A 19,778-nucleotide genomic window follows, 5' to 3' on the forward strand; every position below is an offset into this window, starting at 1 on the left:
CCCGCCGGTCACACAAATTGCCGGGGCTGTGGACAAACCACTGCGCCGGGTGCGTCATGGGATGGTGAAGGAACGTGCGCGCATTCTGGTTGTCGGCGGCGGCTACGTCGGGATGTACACGGCCCTGCGCCTCCAGCGGAAGCTGAAGGCCGAGCTCAGGCGCGGTGAGGTCGAGATCACCGTCGTCACTCCCGACCCCTATATGACGTACCAACCGTTCCTGCCCGAGGCGGCCGCGGGCTCCATCTCCCCGCGCCATGTCGTCGTACCGCTGCGCCGCGTCCTGGACCGCTGCCACATCGTCGTCGGCGAGGCCGTCTCCATCGACCACGCGGTGCGCACCGCCGCCGTCACCACCCTCGCCACCGCCGACGAGGGCCGCGCCGCCGAACTCCTCGACTACGACGAACTGGTGCTCGCCCCCGGCTCGGTCTCCCGCACCCTGCCCATCCCCGGCCTCGCCGAGCACGGCATCGGCTTCAAGACCGTCGAAGAGGCGATCGCGCTGCGCAACCACGTCATCGAGCAGATGGACATCGCCTCCTCCACCCGCGACCCCGCCCTCCGAGACGCCGCCCTCACCTTCGTCTTCGTCGGCGGCGGCTACGCGGGCGTGGAGGCCCTCGGCGAGCTGGAGGACATGGCCCGGTACGCCGCCCGCTACTACCACAACGTGCGCGCCGAGGACATGAAGTGGATCCTCGTCGAGGCCACCGACCGCATCCTGCCCGAGGTCGGCGCGGACCTGGGCCGCTACACCGTCACCCAGCTGCGCCGCCGCAACATCCAGGTGCTGCTGGGCACCCGCCTGGAATCCTGCGCGGACCGGATCGCCGTGCTCAGCGACGGCCGGCGCTTCCCGACCCGTACGGTCGTCTGGACCGCGGGCGTCAAACCGCACCCCCTGCTCGCCGCCACCGACCTGCCGCTCACCGACCGCGGCCGGCTCAGGTGCACCGCCCGGCTCACCGTCGAGGGCACCGAGCACGCCTGGGGCGCGGGCGACGCCGCCGCCGTCCCCGACGTCACCGCCGCCGAACCCGGCGCCCTCACCGCCCCCAACGCCCAGCACGCCCTGCGCCAGGCGCGGGTGCTCGGTGACAACCTTGTCCACGCCCTGCGTGGCGAGCCCCTGGACACCTACGCGCACGCGCACGCCGGCTCGGTCGCCTCCCTCGGGTTCCACAAGGGAGTCGCCCAGGTCTACGGACGCCGGCTGAAGGGCTACCCTGCCTGGTTCATGCACCGCGTCTACCACCTCAGCAGGGTGCCCACCGTCAACCGCAAGGCCCGCGTGCTCGCCGAATGGACGCTCTCCGGGCTGTTCAAACGGGAGATCGTCTCGCTCGGTTCACTCGAACACCCGCGCGCGGAGTTCGAACTCGCGGCCGGGGGAAAGCATCCTCGCGACCCCTCGGACGACCCGAAGGGGTCGTCCTGACCGCGTCCAGGAACTCCACCATTCGCCCCACCGTCTGACGGATGTCGCCCGCCGCGGCCCGCTCCCTGCCAGACTGCCCGACGACAACGGCCGGGCACCCGCCCGCCTAGCACCCACGAGGCCTTCCCCACAGTGAACTTCACGCGCTGGAGCGCCCGGCTCCCCGGAACGCAGCGCCGCGCCGCCGCGCGGACCGAGACCCCGGACCGGCGGGGGGAAGGCTCCGTGCCCGCGGCCCGCGCCGGACAGCCCGCCGACGGCACCGGACCGGTGCCCGCCGTCGACGAGCTGCCCGCCCGCGACGTCCTGGACCGCGTCCCGGCCCTCGTCGCGCTCGTGCACGGCCCCGACCACCGCCTCGGCTACGTCAACGACGCCTACACGACGGCCTTCGGCCCCCGCCCGGCCGGCGCCCCCGCCCGCGAGGCCCTGCCCGAACTCGCCGAACTGGGCCTGCTCCCGCTCCTCGACCAGGTGCTGCGCAGCGGCCGGCCCCGCACCCTGAAGTCCCGCCGGGCGGTGGACGGCCGCTCGTACACCTTCACCTGCACCCCCGTCGCCGAGGACGGCGACCGCGACGGCGGCGTGCTGGTCTTCGCCACCGACGTCACCGACCACGCCGAGGCCGCCGAACGGCTGCGCGCCAGCGAACGCCGCCAGCGCGAGACCGCGGTCACCCTCCAGCGCTCCCTGCTCCCGCAGGACCTCGAACAACCCGACGACCTGCGCATCGCCGCCACCTACCAGCCCGGCGGCACCGAGGCCGCGGTCGGCGGCGACTGGTACGACGTGATCACCCTCGGCGGCGGCCGTACCGCCCTCGTCATCGGCGACGTGATGGGCCGGGGCGTGCGCGCGGCCGCAGTCATGGGCCAGCTGCGCACGGCCGTGCGCGCCTACGCCCGCCTCGACCTGCCCCCGCACGAGGTGCTCCAGCTGCTCGACGGCCTCGCCACCGAGATCGACCCCAACCAGATCGCCACCTGCGCCTACGCCGTCCACGACCCCAACGAGGGCCGGCTGGTGTACGCCTCCGCGGGGCACCTGCCGATCCTGGTCCGCGACGAGCACGGCACGGTCTCCCGCACCGAGGAACCCACCGGCCCGCCGCTCGGCACCGGCGGCTGGATGCACTCCTCCGGCTCCATCGCGCTGGGCCCCGGCTCCACGGCCGTCCTCTACACGGACGGCCTGGTCGAACGCCGGGACGAAGACCTGGACGAGGGCATCGCCGCCCTGGAACGCGCCCTGGCCGGCGCCACCGGCTCGCCCCAGGTCGTCTGCGACCGCCTGGTCCGCTCGGCCGGCGTCACCGCCGACCACGACGACGACGTGGCCGTCCTGGTCCTCCAGCAACCGGCCCGCACGGGCCCCGACGGCGAGCTGTTCCGCAACGCGGCCCTGGAGCTCCTCGGCGGCGTCGAGGCGGCCCCTCGCGCCCGCGCCTTCGCCTCCGGCGTCCTCACCAGCTGGCGCTTCCCCGCCGAACTGCACGACCTCGGCGTCCTCGCCACCAGCGAACTCGTCGCCAACAGCCTCCAGCACGGCACCCCGCCCATGCGTCTCAGACTCCGCCGCACCGACCGCCGGCTGATCGTGGAGGTCACCGACGGCGACGACCACCTGCCCCGGCGCCGCCGCGCCGAACCCGCCGACGAGTCGGGCCGGGGCATCGCCATCGTCGCCACCATCGCCTCCTCCTGGGGCTGCCGCCGCACCCCGGGCGGCGGCAAGGCGGTGTGGTGCGAGTTCGTCCTGCCGAGACCACGCCCCTGAACGACGGGCGGTCGTCGGCCTGTGCACCCATCCGGGGTGTTGAATGCACATGTATGGGACACATACACCGCAGTACCGAGGGGCCCGAGGCGTACGAGACCCACAGCGCGCCGATCATGCGGCCGTTCGTGGCCGAGCTGCTGGCCGCCGCGGGCCTCGGCCCCGGTGACGACGTGCTCGACCTCGCGTGCGGCACCGGCTTCGCCGCCCGCGCGGCCGCCGCCCTGGTCGGCCCCACCGGCCGGATCCGCGGCGCCGACATCGACGAGGGCATGGTCCGCGTCGCCCGCGAGCACCGGTCGCCCCACTGCCCGGACACCGACTTCACCGCGGCCCCCGCCGACCGCCTCCCGTACGACGCCGCCGCCTTCGACGCCGTCGTCTGCCAGCAGGGCGCCCAGCTCTTCCCCGACCTGACCGCCGCCCTGGTCGAGGCGGCCCGGGTCACCCGCCCCGGCGGCCGGTTCGCCGCCACCGTCTGGGCCCCGGTCGAACGCCTGCCCTACTTCCTCGCCGAGCAGCGCGCGCTGGAGAAGTACGCCCCCGACGCGCTCCCTTACCTCGCCCGCGCCTACGCCCGCACCGCCGACCAGCTCACCACCGCCCTGCACACGGCCGGCTACCGCGACACCGCCCACCGCGAGGTCACCTTCGACGTCACCCTGCCCCCGCTGGACCGTTACGCCCGCGAGCACCTCGACACCCTCTGGGGCGGCATGCTCCGTGAGGCCGGCGGCGAGGAGGCCGTCACCCGGGCCGGCGAACTGGTCCGCGAACAGCTCGCCGACCGCACCGCCCCCGACGGAACGGCGACCGTCCCCTTCACCTCGCTGCTGGTCACCGCGGTCCGCTGACCCCCGGCACGCGAAAACGGCCGCCGCCCGAAGGCGACGGCCGTCATGTCCCGTCAGCGCGGAGCCCGCACGGCTCAGGCCTCCGCGGAGACCGGCTCCGCGGGCGCCCCGCCCCGGCTGACCACCCGGCTGGCACGCGCCTGCCACGGCTGGTTCTGCACCGGGGTGAGCCGCCGCCCGAGCCGCAGCGCCAGATACGTGATGCCCAGCGAGAACAGCACGAACGTCACGATGTACGGCGCGTGCAGCGAGGCCGCCAGCGGGCCGCCCACCGCCGGACCGATGGCCAGCGCCAGCTGCTTGACCAGGGCGAACGCCGAGTTGTACTGACCGGCCATCCCCTCCGGCGCCAGATCCGCGACCAGCGGGGCGACCGTCGGCGACAGCATCGCCTCGCCCAGACCGAACAGCGCGTACGTCGACACGAAGGCGGCCGTGGCCATCTCCTGGCTGCCGTGGCCCAGCCCCGCGTACCCGGCGGCGAGCCAGGCCACCGCCCAGACGACGCCCACCAGGGCGATCACCCGGGTGCGCCGGGCGCGCTCCACGAACCGCAGCACCGCGAACTGGGCGACCACGATCATCAGGGTGTTCGCGGCCAGCGCCGTGCCCAGCGTGGAGGTGGATATCCCGGCGGCCTCCACGCCGTACGCGCTGAGGCCCGACTCGAACTGCCCGTAACAGGCGAAGAAGATCACGAAGCCCAGCACGCACAGCTGCACCATCGCCCGGTTGCCGAGCAGCCGCTTCCAGCTGCCCTTCGACGTCGCGGGCGCCTCCTCCAGGCGCGGCGAGCGCGGCATCCGCACCGTCGCCATCACCGCGACCAGCAGCAGGAACATCGCCGCCTCGATCGCGAAGAGCAGGGTGAACGACCAGACGCGCGTGGTGTCGACCAGGTGACCGCCGATGAGGCCGCCGATGCCGAGGCCCAGGTTCTGGAGGAAGAACTGCATGGCGAACGCCCGCGAGCGGGTGTCGGGGCCGGAGCAGTCCACGATCATCGTGGCCAGCGCCGGCTGCATCACGGCCTGTCCGGCACCGAGCACCGCGGCCGCCGGCAGCACCGCCCAGGCACTGGCCGCCAGCCCCAGGCCGAGCGCGCCGAGCGCGGCGGTGACCAGGGCGGCGAGCAGGACCGGCAGCGGGCCGCGCCGCACGATCGCCCGGCCGGCGAACGGCAGCACGATCAGCGCGGCCACGGCGAAGACGGCGAGCACGAGACCCGCCGTCATGGCCCCCAGGCCCCGCACCTGCGCCACATAGACGTACAGGTAGGGGACCGTGAAGCCGAGCCCGAACGCGCTGAGTGCGTTGCCCACGTGGATCCGGCGCATCGCTGCGCCCATCGCCCTGGTCACGTTCACCTCTCTCACTAGTTAGGAGTGAAGACTTCAAAGCTAAAGTTCGAAGCTAAAGAGTACACAGTGAAGGACTTCAAGGCAAAGCGGTCGCGTGCCATACTCGGCCCATGGCCGACACAGCCGGCGTCACGGAGCCGACCCTCGAAGAACAGATCGCCGCCTACCAGCGCGAATTCCAGGACCTCGACCCCCAGGTCGAGAAGATCGTGTCGGCCCTGTCGCGGCTCAACCGCCGGATGAACGTGGCCTACGGCCGCCAGACCGCCGCCCTCGGCATCAGCAACGCCGAGTGGGAGGTGCTCAAGGCGCTGGTCCTCTCCGGCGCCCCGTACCGGATGGGCCCCAGCGACCTCGCCAAGCGCCTCGGCCTCACCCCGGCCGCGATGACCCACCGGATCGACCGCATGGTCTCCGAGGGGCTGGTCACCCGGGAGCGCGACGAGTCCAACCGGGTCCGCGTCATCATCGAGCTGACCCCCGAGGGCCGTGAGAAGTGGCTGGAGGCGATGCGCCTCGCGACCGTCTTCGAGGAGGACCTGCTCCAGGACCTCTCCCCGGCCGAGCGCTCGGTCCTCGGTGAGGTCCTCACGACGCTGCTGCGCCGGGTCGAGCACGCCCAGCCGGACGCCGGCGGCCGGCTCAGCGACCTCGACTGAGCGGCAGAAAAGATCTTGACAGGGGTTGTTGACACGCCTCTGCCCGTTCCGTAAAGTTCTTCGGGTTGCCGCAGAGCCGTCATGTCTCCGCGGTGGCACTCAGCCGCTTCGAGCGGCACCCCTCACACCATCAGCACGATCTCCCACCCGGGTTGATTTCGGCGTGCCCGAATTCAATTCGAATAGGGACTCGGCGGCCCGATTGGGAATCGCCGGGAGGATCCGCTAAGGTTTGAGACGTCGGAACGGCCCAACGGTCGGGAAGACAAAGCCCCCCTGACTGGGAGTCAGACGCCGAAAGGATCTGATAGAGTCGGAACCGCCGGAAAGGGAAACGCGGAAGCGGGAACCTGGAAAGCACCGAGGAAATCGGATCGAGAAAAGATCTGATAGAGTCGGAAACACCGAAGGGAAGCGCCCGGAGGAAAGCCCGAGAGGGTGAGTACAAAGGAAGCGACCGTTCCTTGAGAACTCAACAGCGTGCCAAAAGTCAACGCCAGATATGTTGATACCCCGTCCATCGGATCACCGATGGTCGAGGTTCCTTTGAAAAAACACAGCGAGGACGCTGTGAACGATCGGACTATTCCTCCGGTCGTTCCGCTCTCGTGATGTGTCACCGGCTGAAATGTTTTTCGGCCGAGTAAACATTCACGGAGAGTTTGATCCTGGCTCAGGACGAACGCTGGCGGCGTGCTTAACACATGCAAGTCGAACGATGAAGCCCTTCGGGGTGGATTAGTGGCGAACGGGTGAGTAACACGTGGGCAATCTGCCCTGCACTCTGGGACAAGCCCTGGAAACGGGGTCTAATACCGGATATGACCATCTTGGGCATCCTTGATGGTGTAAAGCTCCGGCGGTGCAGGATGAGCCCGCGGCCTATCAGCTTGTTGGTGAGGTAATGGCTCACCAAGGCGACGACGGGTAGCCGGCCTGAGAGGGCGACCGGCCACACTGGGACTGAGACACGGCCCAGACTCCTACGGGAGGCAGCAGTGGGGAATATTGCACAATGGGCGAAAGCCTGATGCAGCGACGCCGCGTGAGGGATGACGGCCTTCGGGTTGTAAACCTCTTTCAGCAGGGAAGAAGCGAAAGTGACGGTACCTGCAGAAGAAGCGCCGGCTAACTACGTGCCAGCAGCCGCGGTAATACGTAGGGCGCAAGCGTTGTCCGGAATTATTGGGCGTAAAGAGCTCGTAGGCGGCTTGTCACGTCGGTTGTGAAAGCCCGGGGCTTAACCCCGGGTCTGCAGTCGATACGGGCAGGCTAGAGTTCGGTAGGGGAGATCGGAATTCCTGGTGTAGCGGTGAAATGCGCAGATATCAGGAGGAACACCGGTGGCGAAGGCGGATCTCTGGGCCGATACTGACGCTGAGGAGCGAAAGCGTGGGGAGCGAACAGGATTAGATACCCTGGTAGTCCACGCCGTAAACGGTGGGCACTAGGTGTGGGCAACATTCCACGTTGTCCGTGCCGCAGCTAACGCATTAAGTGCCCCGCCTGGGGAGTACGGCCGCAAGGCTAAAACTCAAAGGAATTGACGGGGGCCCGCACAAGCGGCGGAGCATGTGGCTTAATTCGACGCAACGCGAAGAACCTTACCAAGGCTTGACATACACCGGAAAGCATTAGAGATAGTGCCCCCCTTGTGGTCGGTGTACAGGTGGTGCATGGCTGTCGTCAGCTCGTGTCGTGAGATGTTGGGTTAAGTCCCGCAACGAGCGCAACCCTTGTCCCGTGTTGCCAGCAGGCCCTTGTGGTGCTGGGGACTCACGGGAGACCGCCGGGGTCAACTCGGAGGAAGGTGGGGACGACGTCAAGTCATCATGCCCCTTATGTCTTGGGCTGCACACGTGCTACAATGGCCGGTACAATGAGCTGCGATACCGTGAGGTGGAGCGAATCTCAAAAAGCCGGTCTCAGTTCGGATTGGGGTCTGCAACTCGACCCCATGAAGTCGGAGTCGCTAGTAATCGCAGATCAGCATTGCTGCGGTGAATACGTTCCCGGGCCTTGTACACACCGCCCGTCACGTCACGAAAGTCGGTAACACCCGAAGCCGGTGGCCCAACCCCTTGTGGGAGGGAGCTGTCGAAGGTGGGACTGGCGATTGGGACGAAGTCGTAACAAGGTAGCCGTACCGGAAGGTGCGGCTGGATCACCTCCTTTCTAAGGAGCACTTCTTACCGGGCTTGCCCGGTCAGAGGCCAGTACATCAGCGAATGTCTGATGCTGGTTGCTCATGGGTGGAACGTTGACTACTCGGCACGGTCCAGGATGGACCAGGCGCTAGTACTGCTCTTCGGGGCGTGGAACGCTGATCTGGTTGGCTGGTCGTGTCGGGCACGCTGTTGGGTGTCTGAGGGAATGAACTTCTCCTCAGTCGCCGGCCCCAGTGCACTCGGACCTTTGGGTTCGGGGTGATGGGTGGCTGGTCGTTGTTTGAGAACTGCACAGTGGACGCGAGCATCTGTGGCCAAGTTTTTAAGGGCGCACGGTGGATGCCTTGGCACCAGGAACCGATGAAGGACGTGGGAGGCCGCGATAGTCCCCGGGGAGTCGTCAACCAGGCTTTGATCCGGGGGTTTCCGAATGGGGAAACCCGGCAGTCGTCATGGGCTGTCACCCTTGCCTGAACACATAGGGCAAGTGGAGGGAACGAGGGGAAGTGAAACATCTCAGTACCCTCAGGAAGAGAAAACAACCGTGATTCCGGGAGTAGTGGCGAGCGAAACCGGATGAGGCCAAACCGTATGCGTGTGAGACCCGGCAGGGGTTGCGTGTGCGGGGTTGTGGGATCTCTCTTCTGCGGTCTGCCGGCCGTAGGGCGAGTCAGAAACCGTTGATGTAGACGAAGGACATGCGAAAGGTCCGGCGTAGAGGGTAAGACCCCCGTAGTCGAAATGTCAGCGGCTTGCTTGAGAGACACCCAAGTAGCACGGGGCCCGAGAAATCCCGTGTGAATCTGGCGGGACCACCCGCTAAGCCTAAATATTCCCTGGTGACCGATAGCGGATAGTACCGTGAGGGAATGGTGAAAAGTACCCCGGGAGGGGAGTGAAATAGTACCTGAAACCGTGTGCCTACAAGCCGTGGGAGCGTCGGAAGCACTTTGGTGCTTCTCGTGACTGCGTGCCTTTTGAAGAATGAGCCTGCGAGTTTGCGGTGTGTTGCGAGGTTAACCCGGGTGGGGAAGCCGTAGCGAAAGCGAGTCCGAATAGGGCGACTCAGTAGCACGCTCAAGACCCGAAGCGGAGTGATCTAGCCATGGGCAGGTTGAAGCGGAGGTAAGACTTCGTGGAGGACCGAACCCACCAGGGTTGAAAACCTGGGGGATGACCTGTGGTTAGGGGTGAAAGGCCAATCAAACTCCGTGATAGCTGGTTCTCCCCGAAATGCATTTAGGTGCAGCGTCGTGTGTTTCTTGCCGGAGGTAGAGCACTGGATAGGCGATGGGCCCTACCGGGTTACTGACCTTAGCCAAACTCCGAATGCCGGTAAGTGAGAGCGCGGCAGTGAGACTGTGGGGGATAAGCTCCATGGTCGAGAGGGAAACAGCCCAGAGCATCGACTAAGGCCCCTAAGCGTACGCTAAGTGGGAAAGGATGTGGAGTCGCACAGACAACCAGGAGGTTGGCTTAGAAGCAGCCACCCTTGAAAGAGTGCGTAATAGCTCACTGGTCTAGTGATTCCGCGCCGACAATGTAGCGGGGCTCAAGCGTACCGCCGAAGTCGTGTCATTGCAGCATAAGGGCCAACGCCTGCTGTGATGGGTAGGGGAGCGTCGTCTGCCGGGTGAAGCAGCACCGGAAGGTAGTTGTGGACGGTTGACGAGTGAGAATGCAGGCATGAGTAGCGATTCACACGTGAGAAACGTGTGCGCCGATTGACTAAGGGTTCCTGGGTCAAGCTGATCTGCCCAGGGTAAGTCGGGACCTAAGGCGAGGCCGACAGGCGTAGTCGATGGATAACCGGTTGATATTCCGGTACCCGCTGTGAAGCGTCAAACATCGAGCATCGTGATGCTAAGGCCGTGAAGCCGCCCTGGAGCCTTCGGGCAAAGGGGAGTGGTGGAGCCGCTGAACCAAGCGGTTAGTAGGTGAGTGATGGGGTGACGCAGGAAGGTAGTCCATCCCGGGCGGTGGTTGTCCCGGGGTAAGGGTGTAGCCCGAGTGGTAGGTAAATCCGCCACTCATGCAGGGTGAGACCTGATGCCGAGCCGATTGTGGTGAAGTGGATGATCCTATGCTGTCGAGAAAAGCCTCTAGCGAGTTTCATGGCGGCCCGTACCCTAAACCGACTCAGGTGGTCAGGTAGAGAATACCGAGGCGTTCGGGTGAACTATGGTTAAGGAACTCGGCAAAATGCCCCCGTAACTTCGGGAGAAGGGGGGCCACACCTGGTGATGATCTTTACGGTCTGAGCTGGGGGTGGCCGCAGAGACCAGCGAGAAGCGACTGTTTACTAAAAACACAGGTCCGTGCGAAGCCGTAAGGCGATGTATACGGACTGACGCCTGCCCGGTGCTGGAACGTTAAGGGGACCGGTTAGCTTCACTTCGGTGGGGCGAAGCTGAGAACTTAAGCGCCAGTAAACGGCGGTGGTAACTATAACCATCCTAAGGTAGCGAAATTCCTTGTCGGGTAAGTTCCGACCTGCACGAATGGCGTAACGACTTCTCGACTGTCTCAACCATAGGCCCGGTGAAATTGCACTACGAGTAAAGATGCTCGTTTCGCGCAGCAGGACGGAAAGACCCCGGGACCTTTACTACAGTTTGATATTGGTGTTCGGTTCGGCTTGTGTAGGATAGCTGGGAGACTTTGAAGCGGCCACGCCAGTGGTTGTGGAGTCGTCGTTGAAATACCAGTCTGGTCGTGCTGGATGTCTAACCTGGGTCCGTGATCCGGATCAGGGACAGTGTCTGATGGGTAGTTTAACTGGGGCGGTTGCCTCCTAAAGGGTAACGGAGGCGCCCAAAGGTTCCCTCAGCCTGGTTGGCAATCAGGTGTTGAGTGTAAGTGCACAAGGGAGCTTGACTGTGAGACCGACGGGTCGAGCAGGGACGAAAGTCGGGACTAGTGATCCGGCGGTGGCTTGTGGAAGCGCCGTCGCTCAACGGATAAAAGGTACCCCGGGGATAACAGGCTGATCTTCCCCAAGAGTCCATATCGACGGGATGGTTTGGCACCTCGATGTCGGCTCGTCGCATCCTGGGGCTGGAGTCGGTCCCAAGGGTTGGGCTGTTCGCCCATTAAAGCGGTACGCGAGCTGGGTTTAGAACGTCGTGAGACAGTTCGGTCCCTATCCGCTGTGCGCGTAGGAGTCTTGAGAAGGGCTGTCCCTAGTACGAGAGGACCGGGACGGACGAACCTCTGGTGTGCCAGTTGTTCTGCCAAGGGCATGGCTGGTTGGCTACGTTCGGGAGGGATAACCGCTGAAAGCATCTAAGCGGGAAGCCTGCTTCGAGATGAGGACTCCCACCCACTTGATGGGGTAAGGCTCCCAGTAGACGACTGGGTTGATAGGCCGGATCTGGAAGCCAGGTAACTGGTGGAGGTGACCGGTACTAATAGGCCGAGGGCTTGTCCTCAGTTGCTCGCGTCCACTGTGTTGGTTCTGAAACCACGAACAACCATTGTGCTGGTTGTCAGTTTCATAGTGTTTCGGTGGTTATAGCGTGAGGGAAACGCCCGGTTACATTCCGAACCCGGAAGCTAAGCCTCACAGCGCCGATGGTACTGCAGGGGGGACCCTGTGGGAGAGTAGGACGCCGCCGAACAATTTTTGAGGGAGAACCCCCGCACCGTTGGTGCGGGGGTTTTCCGCGTTTCAGGCCCAATTCAATTACTCGCGGCGTCAGAAGCTGACGTCCGCCGTCCGTACCGTCCCGGCCGTGCGGCCCGGAGCGCTCTGGTTGCCCCAGTACAGATTGGTGTGCGCGATCACCTGCTCCGGCGACGGGGCGCCGTACGCGGTGAGGTCCTCCGTGGTGTGGGCGTCGGCGACCAGCGTCGTGTCGTAGCCGCGGACCAGGCCGCCGTGCAGCGTGGAGCGGATGCAGCAGTCGGTCTGGGCGCCGGTGACCAGCAGCCGGCCCACTCCGTGCGCCGCCAGCACGGACTCCAGTTCGGTCTCCTCGAAGGAGTCCGGGTAGGCCTTGGCGACCAGCGGCTCGCTGTCGAGACGCTTCAGCTCCGGGACGTACTCCCAGGCCTCGGTGCCCGGCACCAGCTCCTCGTCCTGTTGCTGCACCCACACCACCGGGACCTCCGCCGTACGGGCCTGGTCGACCAGAGTGTTGATGTTCTCGAGGACGTCGGCCAGCCCGGGTGCGCCGGTGACGACGCCGTTCTGGACGTCGATCACCAGCAAAGCGGTGTGCGGTCGTTCGTGAAGGGTGGTCATGGCGGCCACTTTATGGGGTGCCGAGGGCGCCCCGCAGCACTACGGTGACGGTCATGAACAGGCTTTCCAGCGGTGATTACGTCGTACGCGCCATACGGCCCGAGGAGTGGCAGAAGGTGAAGGGGCTGCGGCTCGACGCGCTACGCGATCCGGCCGCGCCGCTCGCCTTTCTGGAGGGGTACGAGGAGGCCGCGGCGAAGGCCGATCTCTTCTGGCAGGACCGGGCGGCCGGCTCGGGCGAGGGCTCGCTGACGGCCCAGCAGTTCATCGCCGAGGTGCCGGACGGGTCGTGGGCCGGGTCGCTGACCGTACTGATGGAGGAACCGGGCACCGAGGACTGGGCCGGGTACACGATCGAGCGCCGGCAGGGGCATGTCGTCGGCGTGTACGTGCGGCCCGAGCACCGGGGCAACGGGCTGATCAAGTCCCTGCTGGACGCGGGTGTGGACTGGGCGTGGCGGCGCGGCGCCGAGCGGGTGCGGCTGCTGGTGCACGAGGACAACTCCCGTGCGCAGGGCGCCTACCGCAAGGCCGGCTTCGGGCCGAGCGGGCTGGTGGTGCCGTTCGTCAAGGACGCGGCGCAGAACGAGCTGGAGTTCGTCCTGGAGCGGTGACTAGTGCCGTGGCCGGAAAGGTCTGACGTGGCGAGCCGGTGAGCCTTTCCGGTCGCAGCACTAGACGGGGAGCCCCGGCAGTCCGGGCAGTTCCCGGTGGGGCCAGCGGGCGCGGGCCTGTTCGCGGGAGCGGAGCAGGGCGAGCGTGGGCAGGCCCTGTTCCGCGCCGGTGGCCAGCAGGTCCGGGAGCTGGGGGAGCGGGGCCACGGCGGCGATGTCGTCCAGGACCAGGGCGAGTGGTGGGTCGAGCCGACCGGAGGATGACCGTTCGGCCATGCGCCGGCCGCGCTCGACCACGCTGGAGACGAGGGCCGTCAGAAGGGGCATCGCGCCCGGCGTGCTCCTGGGGTCCTCGATGGATTCACCCACTACGTAAAGCGTGCCCCCTTCATGGGCAAAGGAATCCAAGGCGAGCGCATCACTTCGGTTGGGGGTGCATGCCTCACGGACGTTGACCGTCGACAGGGCGGCGAGTGCCCGGCCGGTCAACTCCTGGGCGATGTCCCGGCGTTCCGGGTGCGCGGTGAGCGCGGCCTCCAGCTCGCCCGCGGCGCCCGCGGCGGCCTTGGGATGGGTGCGCAGGATGCGGACGGCGTCCTGCACCTGGGTGCCCTGGGCCCAGCGGTGGACGTGGCGGATGGTGCGGTTCTCCAGGGCGGCGGCGTGCAGACAACTGCGCAGGAGGGTGGTCGCCGTGTCCGCGACCGCCTGGTCGATGCGCGCGGTGGGCCGCACGGGGGCGAGGAGCGCGGTCGCGCGGTTCAGGGCGGTCTGCTTGTCCTCGCAGCCGGCCGTGGGCGACCAGTGGAGGCGGGCCGGGGTGTCGCAGCGGTGGACGGGGTCGTAGAGCAGGACGGGACCCAGTTTGGCGCGGGCGTCCTTGGTCTCCGCCCACAGTTCGGGGTCGGAGGTGACGACGAGGAGGGGGCCGTCCGCGTCCCGTACGGCCTGGGCGGCGGTCGTCCGGCGGGTCTCCGCGGGCGCGATGAGGATCTTCTCCCGCCCGCCCACGCGTCCGCCGTCGGCCGGGAGGCCGGCCGGCGGCTCCGGCTCCGGCTCCGGCTCCGGCGCCGGAGCGGTGGGCTGCGGTGCGGGCATCTCGTGCCGCTGCACCGGCACCTCGTACCGCGGCGGTGCCTCCACCGGTACCGGGGCCACCGGGGCCACCGCTGCCACCGGGGCCGGTTCAGGTGGTGGCCCTGGCCCTGGCTCCGGCGTCGGTGCGTGCTTCGCCGCCCGGGCCCGTGCCCTGCCCGCCCGCCAGCGTGCCACCGTCCCCAGCACGAACACGGTGAGAACGAACAGGACCATCAGCTGGGCGATGAACAGGCCCCAGAACAGGCCCCAGCCGGGCAGCTGGGACGCGGGGGCGCCGGGCCAGGCGCCGGCGAGGTCGTGCGGCCGGCCGAGGAGGTGGCGCATGGCCACGGGGGTGTGGGCGAAGGCGACGCCCGCGGGCCAGGAGCCCTTGGCGAAGAGCGCGGCCAGGCCGCTGGCCGTCCACACCAGCACGGTGATGCCGAGGAGGAAGCCGAGGATGCCGAGCAGCAGCCCGTCCGGGATGCCGCCCTGGCCCTGCCGCCGGTTCTCCCCGGGTTCGCGAGCGTCCGGTCTCACCCGTCCGTACCTCCCTACGCCACCGTGGACTCGGAGTCGCCCAGGTGCTGCTCCACGAAGGCCGCCGCCCGCTGCTCGGCCTCCAGCTCGGCGGCGCGCAGGGCGTCGTCGGCCTCGAAGTCGCTGGAGGACTCGGTCATCGCGCGGTCGGTGAAGACCAGCGGCCGTTCGGTCTCGGTGATCAGGTGCTTGACCACCTGGACATTGCCGTTGACGTCCCAGACCGCGATGCCGGGGGTCAGCGTCGGGATGATCTCCACCGCCCAGCGGGGCAGCCCCAGGACGCGGCCCGTCGCCCGGGCCTCGTCGGCCTTCTGGGCGTAGATCGTCCTGGTCGAGGCCATCTTCAGGATCGCCGCCGCCTCCTTCGCGGCCGCGCCGTCCACCACGTCGGAGAGGTGGTGGACGACCGCCACGAAGGACAGACCGAGGCGTCGGCCGAACTTCAGCAGGCGCTGGAACAGCTGGGCCACGAACGGGCTGTTGATGATGTGCCAGGCCTCTTCGACCAGGAAGATCCGCTTCTTGCGGTCGGGGCGGATCCAGGTGTGCTCCAGCCACACGCCGACGATCGCCATCAGGATGGGCATGGCGATGGAGTTGCGGTCGATGTGCGAGAGGTCGAAGACGATCAGCGGGGCGTCGAGGTCGATGCCGACCGTGGTGGGGCCGTCGAACATGCCGCGCAGGTCGCCGTCGACGAGGCGGTCGAGGACCAGGGCGACGTCCAGGCCCCAGGCCCGTACGTCGTCCAGGGCGACGTTCATCGCCTCGGCCGACTCCGGCTCGGGGTGCCGCAGCCGCTCCACGATGTCGGTGAGGACCGGCTGGCGGTCCACGATGGTCTCGTTGACGAAGGAGTGGGCGACCTTGAGGGCGAAGCCGGAGCGCTCGTCCAGGCCGTGGCCCATCGCCACCTCGATGATGGTGCGCAGCAGCGCCAGCTGGCCGGTGGTGGTGATCGCCGGGTCCAGCGGGTTGAGGCGGATGCCGTGGTTCAGGGCGGCCGTGGGGTCCAGCCGGATCGGCGTTATGCCCAGCTCCTCGGCGATGAGGTTCCACTCGCCGACCCCGTCCTCGCCCTGCGCGTCCAGGACGACGACCTGGCGGTCGCGGAACCGCAGCTGGCGCAGGACGTACGTCTTCTCCAGCGCCGACTTGCCGTTGCCGGACTCGCCGAGGACCAGCCAGTGGGGGGCCGGGAGCTGCTGGCCGTACAGCTGGAAGGGGTCGTAGATGTACCCCTTCCCGGAGTAGACCTCGCGGCCGATGATGACGCCGGAGTCGCCGAGGCCCGGCGCGGCCGTGGGCAGGTAGACCGCCTGGGCCTGGCCCGTGGAGGTGCGCACCGGCAGCCGGGTCGTCTCCACCTTTCCGAAGAGGAAGGAGGTGAAGGCCTCGGTGAGGACGGACAGCGGATCCCGCATCGGCGAATCAGCCCCTACCTTCGGATGCCGGTGGCGAAAGGAAGTGTGTTCACGAAGGCACGGTGGTGCTCCCGGTCGCACCACTCCAGCTTGAGGTACGACTTTCCGGCGGACGCCCTGATCGTGCGCTTGTCGCGGGCGAGGGACTCCGGGGTACGGGCGGAGACGGTGATGTAGCCGACGAGGTTGACGCCGGCGGCGCCGCTGGCGAGGTCCTCGCCGCGCTGGTCGAGGCGGTTGTGCGCGGCCAGGTCGCGGGGGTCGACGGTGCGGTTCATCTTGGCGGCGCGGGAGGCCTCGGCCTCGTCGTTGGTCTTCTCGGTGAGCATGCGTTCGATGGCGACCTCGGTGGGTTCGAGGTCCATCGTGACCGCGACGGTGCGGATGACGTCCGGGGTGTGGACGAGCAGGGGCGCCAGGAAGTTCACGCCGACCGGGGTCATGGGCCACTCCTTGACCCAGGCGGTGGCGTGGCACCAGGGGGCGCGGGTGGTGGACTCGCGGGTCTTGGCCTGGAGGAACGTGGGTTCCGTGGCGTCCAGTTCGGCCGGCCAGGCGTTGCGACGGGTCATCGCCTGGATGTGGTCGATGGGGTGGTCCGGGTCGTACATGGAGTGGATCAGGGAGGCGAGCCGGCCCTGGCCGAGGGGCTGGCGGACGCGGATGTCGGCTTCCTGGAGGCGGGAGCAGATGTCGGTGAGCTCGCGGGCCATGACGACGGCGAGGCCGGCGTCGCGGTCCAGCTTGCGGCCGGACTGGGGGCGGGCGGCGCGGGCCATCGCCTGGGCCTCGGCGGCGAGTTCGCGGCTGTAGTGCATGCAGGCGACGAGGTAGGCGCGGTGCTGCTCGCTGCTGGTGGACACCATGGACTGGAGCTGGTCGTAGGACCGCTGGAGCCACTCGGGGGCGCGCCCGTCGCCGCGCTGGGCGACGTCCTTGGCGTGGGCGTCGGGGTCGGCGGGCAGGGTGCGGGCGAGCATCTGGATGCGGGTGACGAAGCCGTCTCCGTTGGCGACGTGCTTGAGCAGGGTGCCGAACCGGTCGACCAGGGCCTCCTGGTCCTCGGAGTCGCGCAGGCCGACGCCGGGGCCCTCGATCTCGATGGCGGCGGTGACGGTCTTGCGGTCGGCGTGCAGCAGTACGGCGATCTCGTCGGGCCCGAAGGGGGCGGCGAGCCAGCTGATGCGGCCGATGCCCGGGGGCGGGCCGACCTCGACCTCGGCGCCGTCCAGGCGGGTGCCGGCCTCCATGGCGCCCGAGCGGTAGGTGGCGCCGCGCTTGAGGGTGCGCTTGTAGCTGCGGTTGATCTCGAACCACTTGTAGAAGGTGCGGCGCTTGTACGGCACGTAGACCGCGGCGAGCGCGAGCAGCGGGAAGCCCGTCAGGAGGACGATCCGCAGGGGCAGGCTCGGGATGAGGAGGCCGCACATCATGCCGAGGAACGCGCCCACGACGATCAGCGCGATCTCGCCGGACTCGCGGTTGCGGCCGATGATCGCGTTGGGCCGGGCGCGGCCGATGAGATACGTACGGCGGGGCGTGATCGGATGGGACAGGTGGGACTCGGTCGTCAACGCCCTTCACCTCCCGTGCGGTTGTTGCGGGTGTTGCCTGCGTGCGGGGTGTTGACCGGGCTGGCGGCCCGGGGCGCGGGGGCGGCGGAGGGGACGGCTCCGCCGCTTCCGCCGGAGGTACGGCCGCTGTGGGCCGCGACGCCGCCGGAGACGGGGTTGGCCGGGCGGGGCGTGCTGGTGCCGCCGCTCTGGGCTCCGCCGTTGCTGTCGGCGCGGGAGCTGTGGGTCTTGATGCCCTGCGCGACGAGGGTGGCGGGGGAGCTGATCACGGCGGCGGCCTTGCTCTCGGCGCTCTGCATGATGCGGTTGTTGCGGCCGCTGGCGATCTCGTCGCCGAAGCCGGGGACGAAGCGGTAGATCGCGGCGCTGGCGAAGATGGCGAGCAGGATGATGGCGAGGCCGGAGACGACGGCGGAGAAGGCGTCGGGGCCGTTGCCGGAGGAGAGCGCGCCGGCGAGGCCGAGCACGATCACGATCACCGGTTTGACCAGGATCACGGCGATCATGATCCCGGCCCAGCGGCGGACGTGTCCCCACAGGTTCTTGTCCACGAGGCCCGCGTAGACGACGGTGCCGAGGAGGGCGCCGACGTAGAGGAGGGCGGCGCGGATGACGAGCTCCAGCCAGAGGACGCCGGCGGCGAGGATGCTGACCAGGGAGACGACGATCAGCATGATGGGGCCGCCGCCGATGTCGGTGCCCTTGCTCAGGGCGCCGGAGAAGGTGCCGAAGAACGTGTCGGCCTGGTCGCCGGTGGCTTTCGCCAGGACGTCCGTGACGCTGTCCGTGGCGGAGACGACGGTGTAGAGGATCAGCGGCGTGAACGCCGACGCCATCACCGTCAGCCACAGGAACCCGACGGCCTCCGAGATGGCGGTGGTCAGCGGCACGCCGCGCACCGCGCGCTTGGCGACGGCGAGCAGCCACAGCAGCAGCGTCAGGATCGTGGAGGCGGCGAAGACGATGGCGTACTGCTGCAGGAACTTCTCGTTGGTGAAGTCGACGTTGGCGGTGTCCTTGACCGCGGAACTGAGCTTCTTGACGGTCCAGGCGGCGGCGTCGGCGCAGCCCTTGGCCAGCGAGGACAAGGGATCGAGACTGTCGCCGAGCGGAGCGTCGGTGGAGCCGGACGAGCCCTTGGAACCGGTGTTCCTCTCGCACAGTTCCTTGGCGGCGTCATGGATCAGTGCACAGGCGTCACTGCTCGTCGTGGGGGACGGAGTGGGAGACGGCGAGGGAGCGGCGACGGCACGCGTCGCGAGCAGCAGTGTGGCCGTCTGCACCGTGCCGAGAACCGCTGCGATCTTGAGGCCGCGGTGGTTAGCGGGCATAGGTGAACCCTCCGTACTCCTCGACGGCCTTCGTCATGTCGTCGGCGGTGGAAGCCCTCTGATCACGGCCCACGGGCACGGGGCCGTCCTTCTGCCGGTCGCTCGAGATCTTCCAGTCGTTGTCGACCCACTTCAGCATGTACGTCGCGGTGTACCAGCTCTCCGTCACCGGGTTCTTGGAGGTGTTGCCCGAAAGTCCGAAAAGTGTGGTGTACCAGACCTCGACCGTGGCCTTGTCCGCCTCCGCCGCGACCACCTTGGTGCCCGCGGGAATGACCCGGGAGACGAACAACTGACCTGCCGGCGCGCTGCCGTCCTTGGCCAGGCCGATGTTGGCGAGGAACTCCGGGCTGGAGTACGCGTTGTCCGTGGCCGACAGCCGGGCGGCCGCGACATCCGGGGCGTAGACCGTGTTCACGATCTCGTGCCGCCTCGTGGTGTTGAACATGTCCGCCGACCCCAGCGCCACCGCGTAGTTCACCGCCGCGCTCTGCGCCCCCTGCTCGGTGTGCGCGAAGCCCGAGGGAATGCCGCCGGTCTTCGTCCCCACCGGACGCGTGCCAGTGGCGTCGGTGGGCGCCGTGTGGGGCTGCGGCCCCTTGGTCGTCGAGCTGTCGGCGGACGAATGGTCCCCCCGGTTCGCGAATGCGATGGCTGCGATCAGGAGGACGACGACGCCGACGACCGTGATCAGGCCCCGGGAGGAGGAG

The 19,778-nt window shown here is 67.9% G+C and carries 12 protein-coding genes and 3 rRNA genes; 8 read left to right on the forward strand and 7 right to left on the reverse strand.

Annotated features, from left to right (window positions below):
- Nucleotides 1-61 precede the first annotated feature (61 nt).
- The 3 genes from FRZ03_RS10625 (at nucleotide 62) to FRZ03_RS10635 (ending at nucleotide 4,071) form a co-directional block, all read left to right on the forward strand.
- Entirely contained in the window at nucleotides 62-1,441 is a 1,380-nt protein-coding gene (locus FRZ03_RS10625; protein ID WP_146464897.1) for an NAD(P)/FAD-dependent oxidoreductase, read from the forward strand.
- A 132-nt stretch (nucleotides 1,442-1,573) separates the two neighbouring features.
- Nucleotides 1,574-3,217 (forward strand): ATP-binding SpoIIE family protein phosphatase, encoded by a 1,644-nt coding sequence (locus FRZ03_RS10630; protein ID WP_146464898.1) that lies wholly within the window; start codon nucleotides 1,574-1,576, stop codon nucleotides 3,215-3,217.
- Between the two features lie 53 nt (nucleotides 3,218-3,270).
- Entirely contained in the window at nucleotides 3,271-4,071 is an 801-nt protein-coding gene (locus tag FRZ03_RS10635; RefSeq protein ID WP_146464899.1) for a class I SAM-dependent methyltransferase, read from the forward strand.
- A 74-nt stretch (nucleotides 4,072-4,145) separates the two neighbouring features.
- On the opposite strand, the gene FRZ03_RS10640 is transcribed toward FRZ03_RS10635, so the two are convergent.
- Entirely contained in the window at nucleotides 4,146-5,432 is a 1,287-nt protein-coding gene (locus FRZ03_RS10640) for an MDR family MFS transporter (RefSeq protein ID WP_261398854.1), read from the reverse strand.
- A 110-nt stretch (nucleotides 5,433-5,542) separates the two neighbouring features.
- On the opposite strand from FRZ03_RS10640, the gene FRZ03_RS10645 reads away from it, so the two are divergent.
- From FRZ03_RS10645 to rrf, 4 genes are all read left to right on the forward strand, one after another.
- Nucleotides 5,543-6,091, forward strand: coding sequence for a MarR family winged helix-turn-helix transcriptional regulator (locus FRZ03_RS10645; RefSeq protein WP_146464901.1), 549 nt, complete (start codon nucleotides 5,543-5,545; stop codon nucleotides 6,089-6,091).
- Nucleotides 6,092-6,741: 650 nt separating this feature from the next.
- A 16S ribosomal RNA gene (locus tag FRZ03_RS10655) occupies nucleotides 6,742-8,266 on the forward strand.
- Nucleotides 8,267-8,571: 305 nt separating this feature from the next.
- Nucleotides 8,572-11,690, forward strand: a 23S ribosomal RNA gene (locus tag FRZ03_RS10660).
- A gap of 72 nt (nucleotides 11,691-11,762) precedes the next feature.
- Nucleotides 11,763-11,879: ribosomal RNA gene (gene rrf / locus FRZ03_RS10665) — 5S ribosomal RNA — on the forward strand.
- The 16S, 23S and 5S rRNA genes sit together here, the layout of an rRNA operon.
- Nucleotides 11,880-11,956: 77 nt before the next feature.
- Here rrf and FRZ03_RS10670 read toward each other — a convergent pair.
- The gene (locus FRZ03_RS10670; RefSeq protein ID WP_146464902.1) at nucleotides 11,957-12,505 is read right to left on the reverse strand and encodes a cysteine hydrolase family protein; all 549 of its coding nucleotides are present in this window, start codon (nucleotides 12,503-12,505) and stop codon (nucleotides 11,957-11,959) included.
- A gap of 53 nt (nucleotides 12,506-12,558) precedes the next feature.
- Between FRZ03_RS10670 and FRZ03_RS10675 the strand changes: the two genes are divergently transcribed.
- Nucleotides 12,559-13,119 (forward strand): GNAT family N-acetyltransferase, encoded by a 561-nt coding sequence (locus FRZ03_RS10675; protein ID WP_186785347.1) that lies wholly within the window; start codon nucleotides 12,559-12,561, stop codon nucleotides 13,117-13,119.
- A gap of 60 nt (nucleotides 13,120-13,179) precedes the next feature.
- Here the strand turns inward: FRZ03_RS10675 and FRZ03_RS10680 are convergent, their stop codons facing one another.
- The 5 genes from FRZ03_RS10680 to FRZ03_RS10700 form a co-directional block, all read right to left on the reverse strand.
- The gene (locus FRZ03_RS10680) at nucleotides 13,180-14,736 is read right to left on the reverse strand and encodes a type IV secretory system conjugative DNA transfer family protein (RefSeq protein WP_146464903.1); all 1,557 of its coding nucleotides are present in this window, start codon (nucleotides 14,734-14,736) and stop codon (nucleotides 13,180-13,182) included.
- 14 nt (nucleotides 14,737-14,750) lie between these two features.
- A complete protein-coding gene (locus FRZ03_RS10685; protein ID WP_146464904.1) occupies nucleotides 14,751-16,163 on the reverse strand; it encodes an ATP-binding protein in 1,413 nt (470 codons plus the stop codon).
- 14 nt (nucleotides 16,164-16,177) lie between these two features.
- Entirely contained in the window at nucleotides 16,178-17,737 is a 1,560-nt protein-coding gene (locus FRZ03_RS10690) for an SCO6880 family protein (RefSeq protein ID WP_146464905.1), read from the reverse strand.
- Nucleotides 17,734-19,068 (reverse strand): hypothetical protein, encoded by a 1,335-nt coding sequence (locus tag FRZ03_RS10695; protein ID WP_146464906.1) that lies wholly within the window; start codon nucleotides 19,066-19,068, stop codon nucleotides 17,734-17,736. Before FRZ03_RS10695 ends, FRZ03_RS10690 begins: the two co-directional genes overlap by 4 nt.
- On the reverse strand, nucleotides 19,058-19,778 hold a 721-nt coding region (locus FRZ03_RS10700; protein ID WP_146464907.1), incomplete at its 5' end, for a DUF8175 domain-containg protein. The genes FRZ03_RS10695 and FRZ03_RS10700, both read right to left, overlap by 11 nt.

It is taken from the genome of Streptomyces misionensis (assembly GCF_007896895.1).
Classification (GTDB): domain Bacteria; phylum Actinomycetota; class Actinomycetes; order Streptomycetales; family Streptomycetaceae; genus Streptomyces; species Streptomyces misionensis_A.

What these genes read in the sequence shown, in the direction of transcription:
- FRZ03_RS10685 (WP_146464904.1), bottom strand. Translation starts at nt 16,163, where the DNA reads ATGCGGGATCCGCTGTCCGTCCTCACCGAGGCCTTCACCTCCTTCCTC.
- FRZ03_RS10625 (WP_146464897.1), top strand. Translation starts at nt 62, where the DNA reads ATGGTGAAGGAACGTGCGCGCATTCTGGTTGTCGGCGGCGGCTACGTC.
- FRZ03_RS10675 (WP_186785347.1), top strand. Translation starts at nt 12,559, where the DNA reads ATGAACAGGCTTTCCAGCGGTGATTACGTCGTACGCGCCATACGGCCC.
- FRZ03_RS10635 (WP_146464899.1), top strand. Translation starts at nt 3,271, where the DNA reads ATGGGACACATACACCGCAGTACCGAGGGGCCCGAGGCGTACGAGACC.
- FRZ03_RS10645 (WP_146464901.1), top strand. Translation starts at nt 5,543, where the DNA reads ATGGCCGACACAGCCGGCGTCACGGAGCCGACCCTCGAAGAACAGATC.
- FRZ03_RS10695 (WP_146464906.1), bottom strand. Translation starts at nt 19,068, where the DNA reads ATGCCCGCTAACCACCGCGGCCTCAAGATCGCAGCGGTTCTCGGCACG.
- FRZ03_RS10670 (WP_146464902.1), bottom strand. Translation starts at nt 12,505, where the DNA reads ATGACCACCCTTCACGAACGACCGCACACCGCTTTGCTGGTGATCGAC.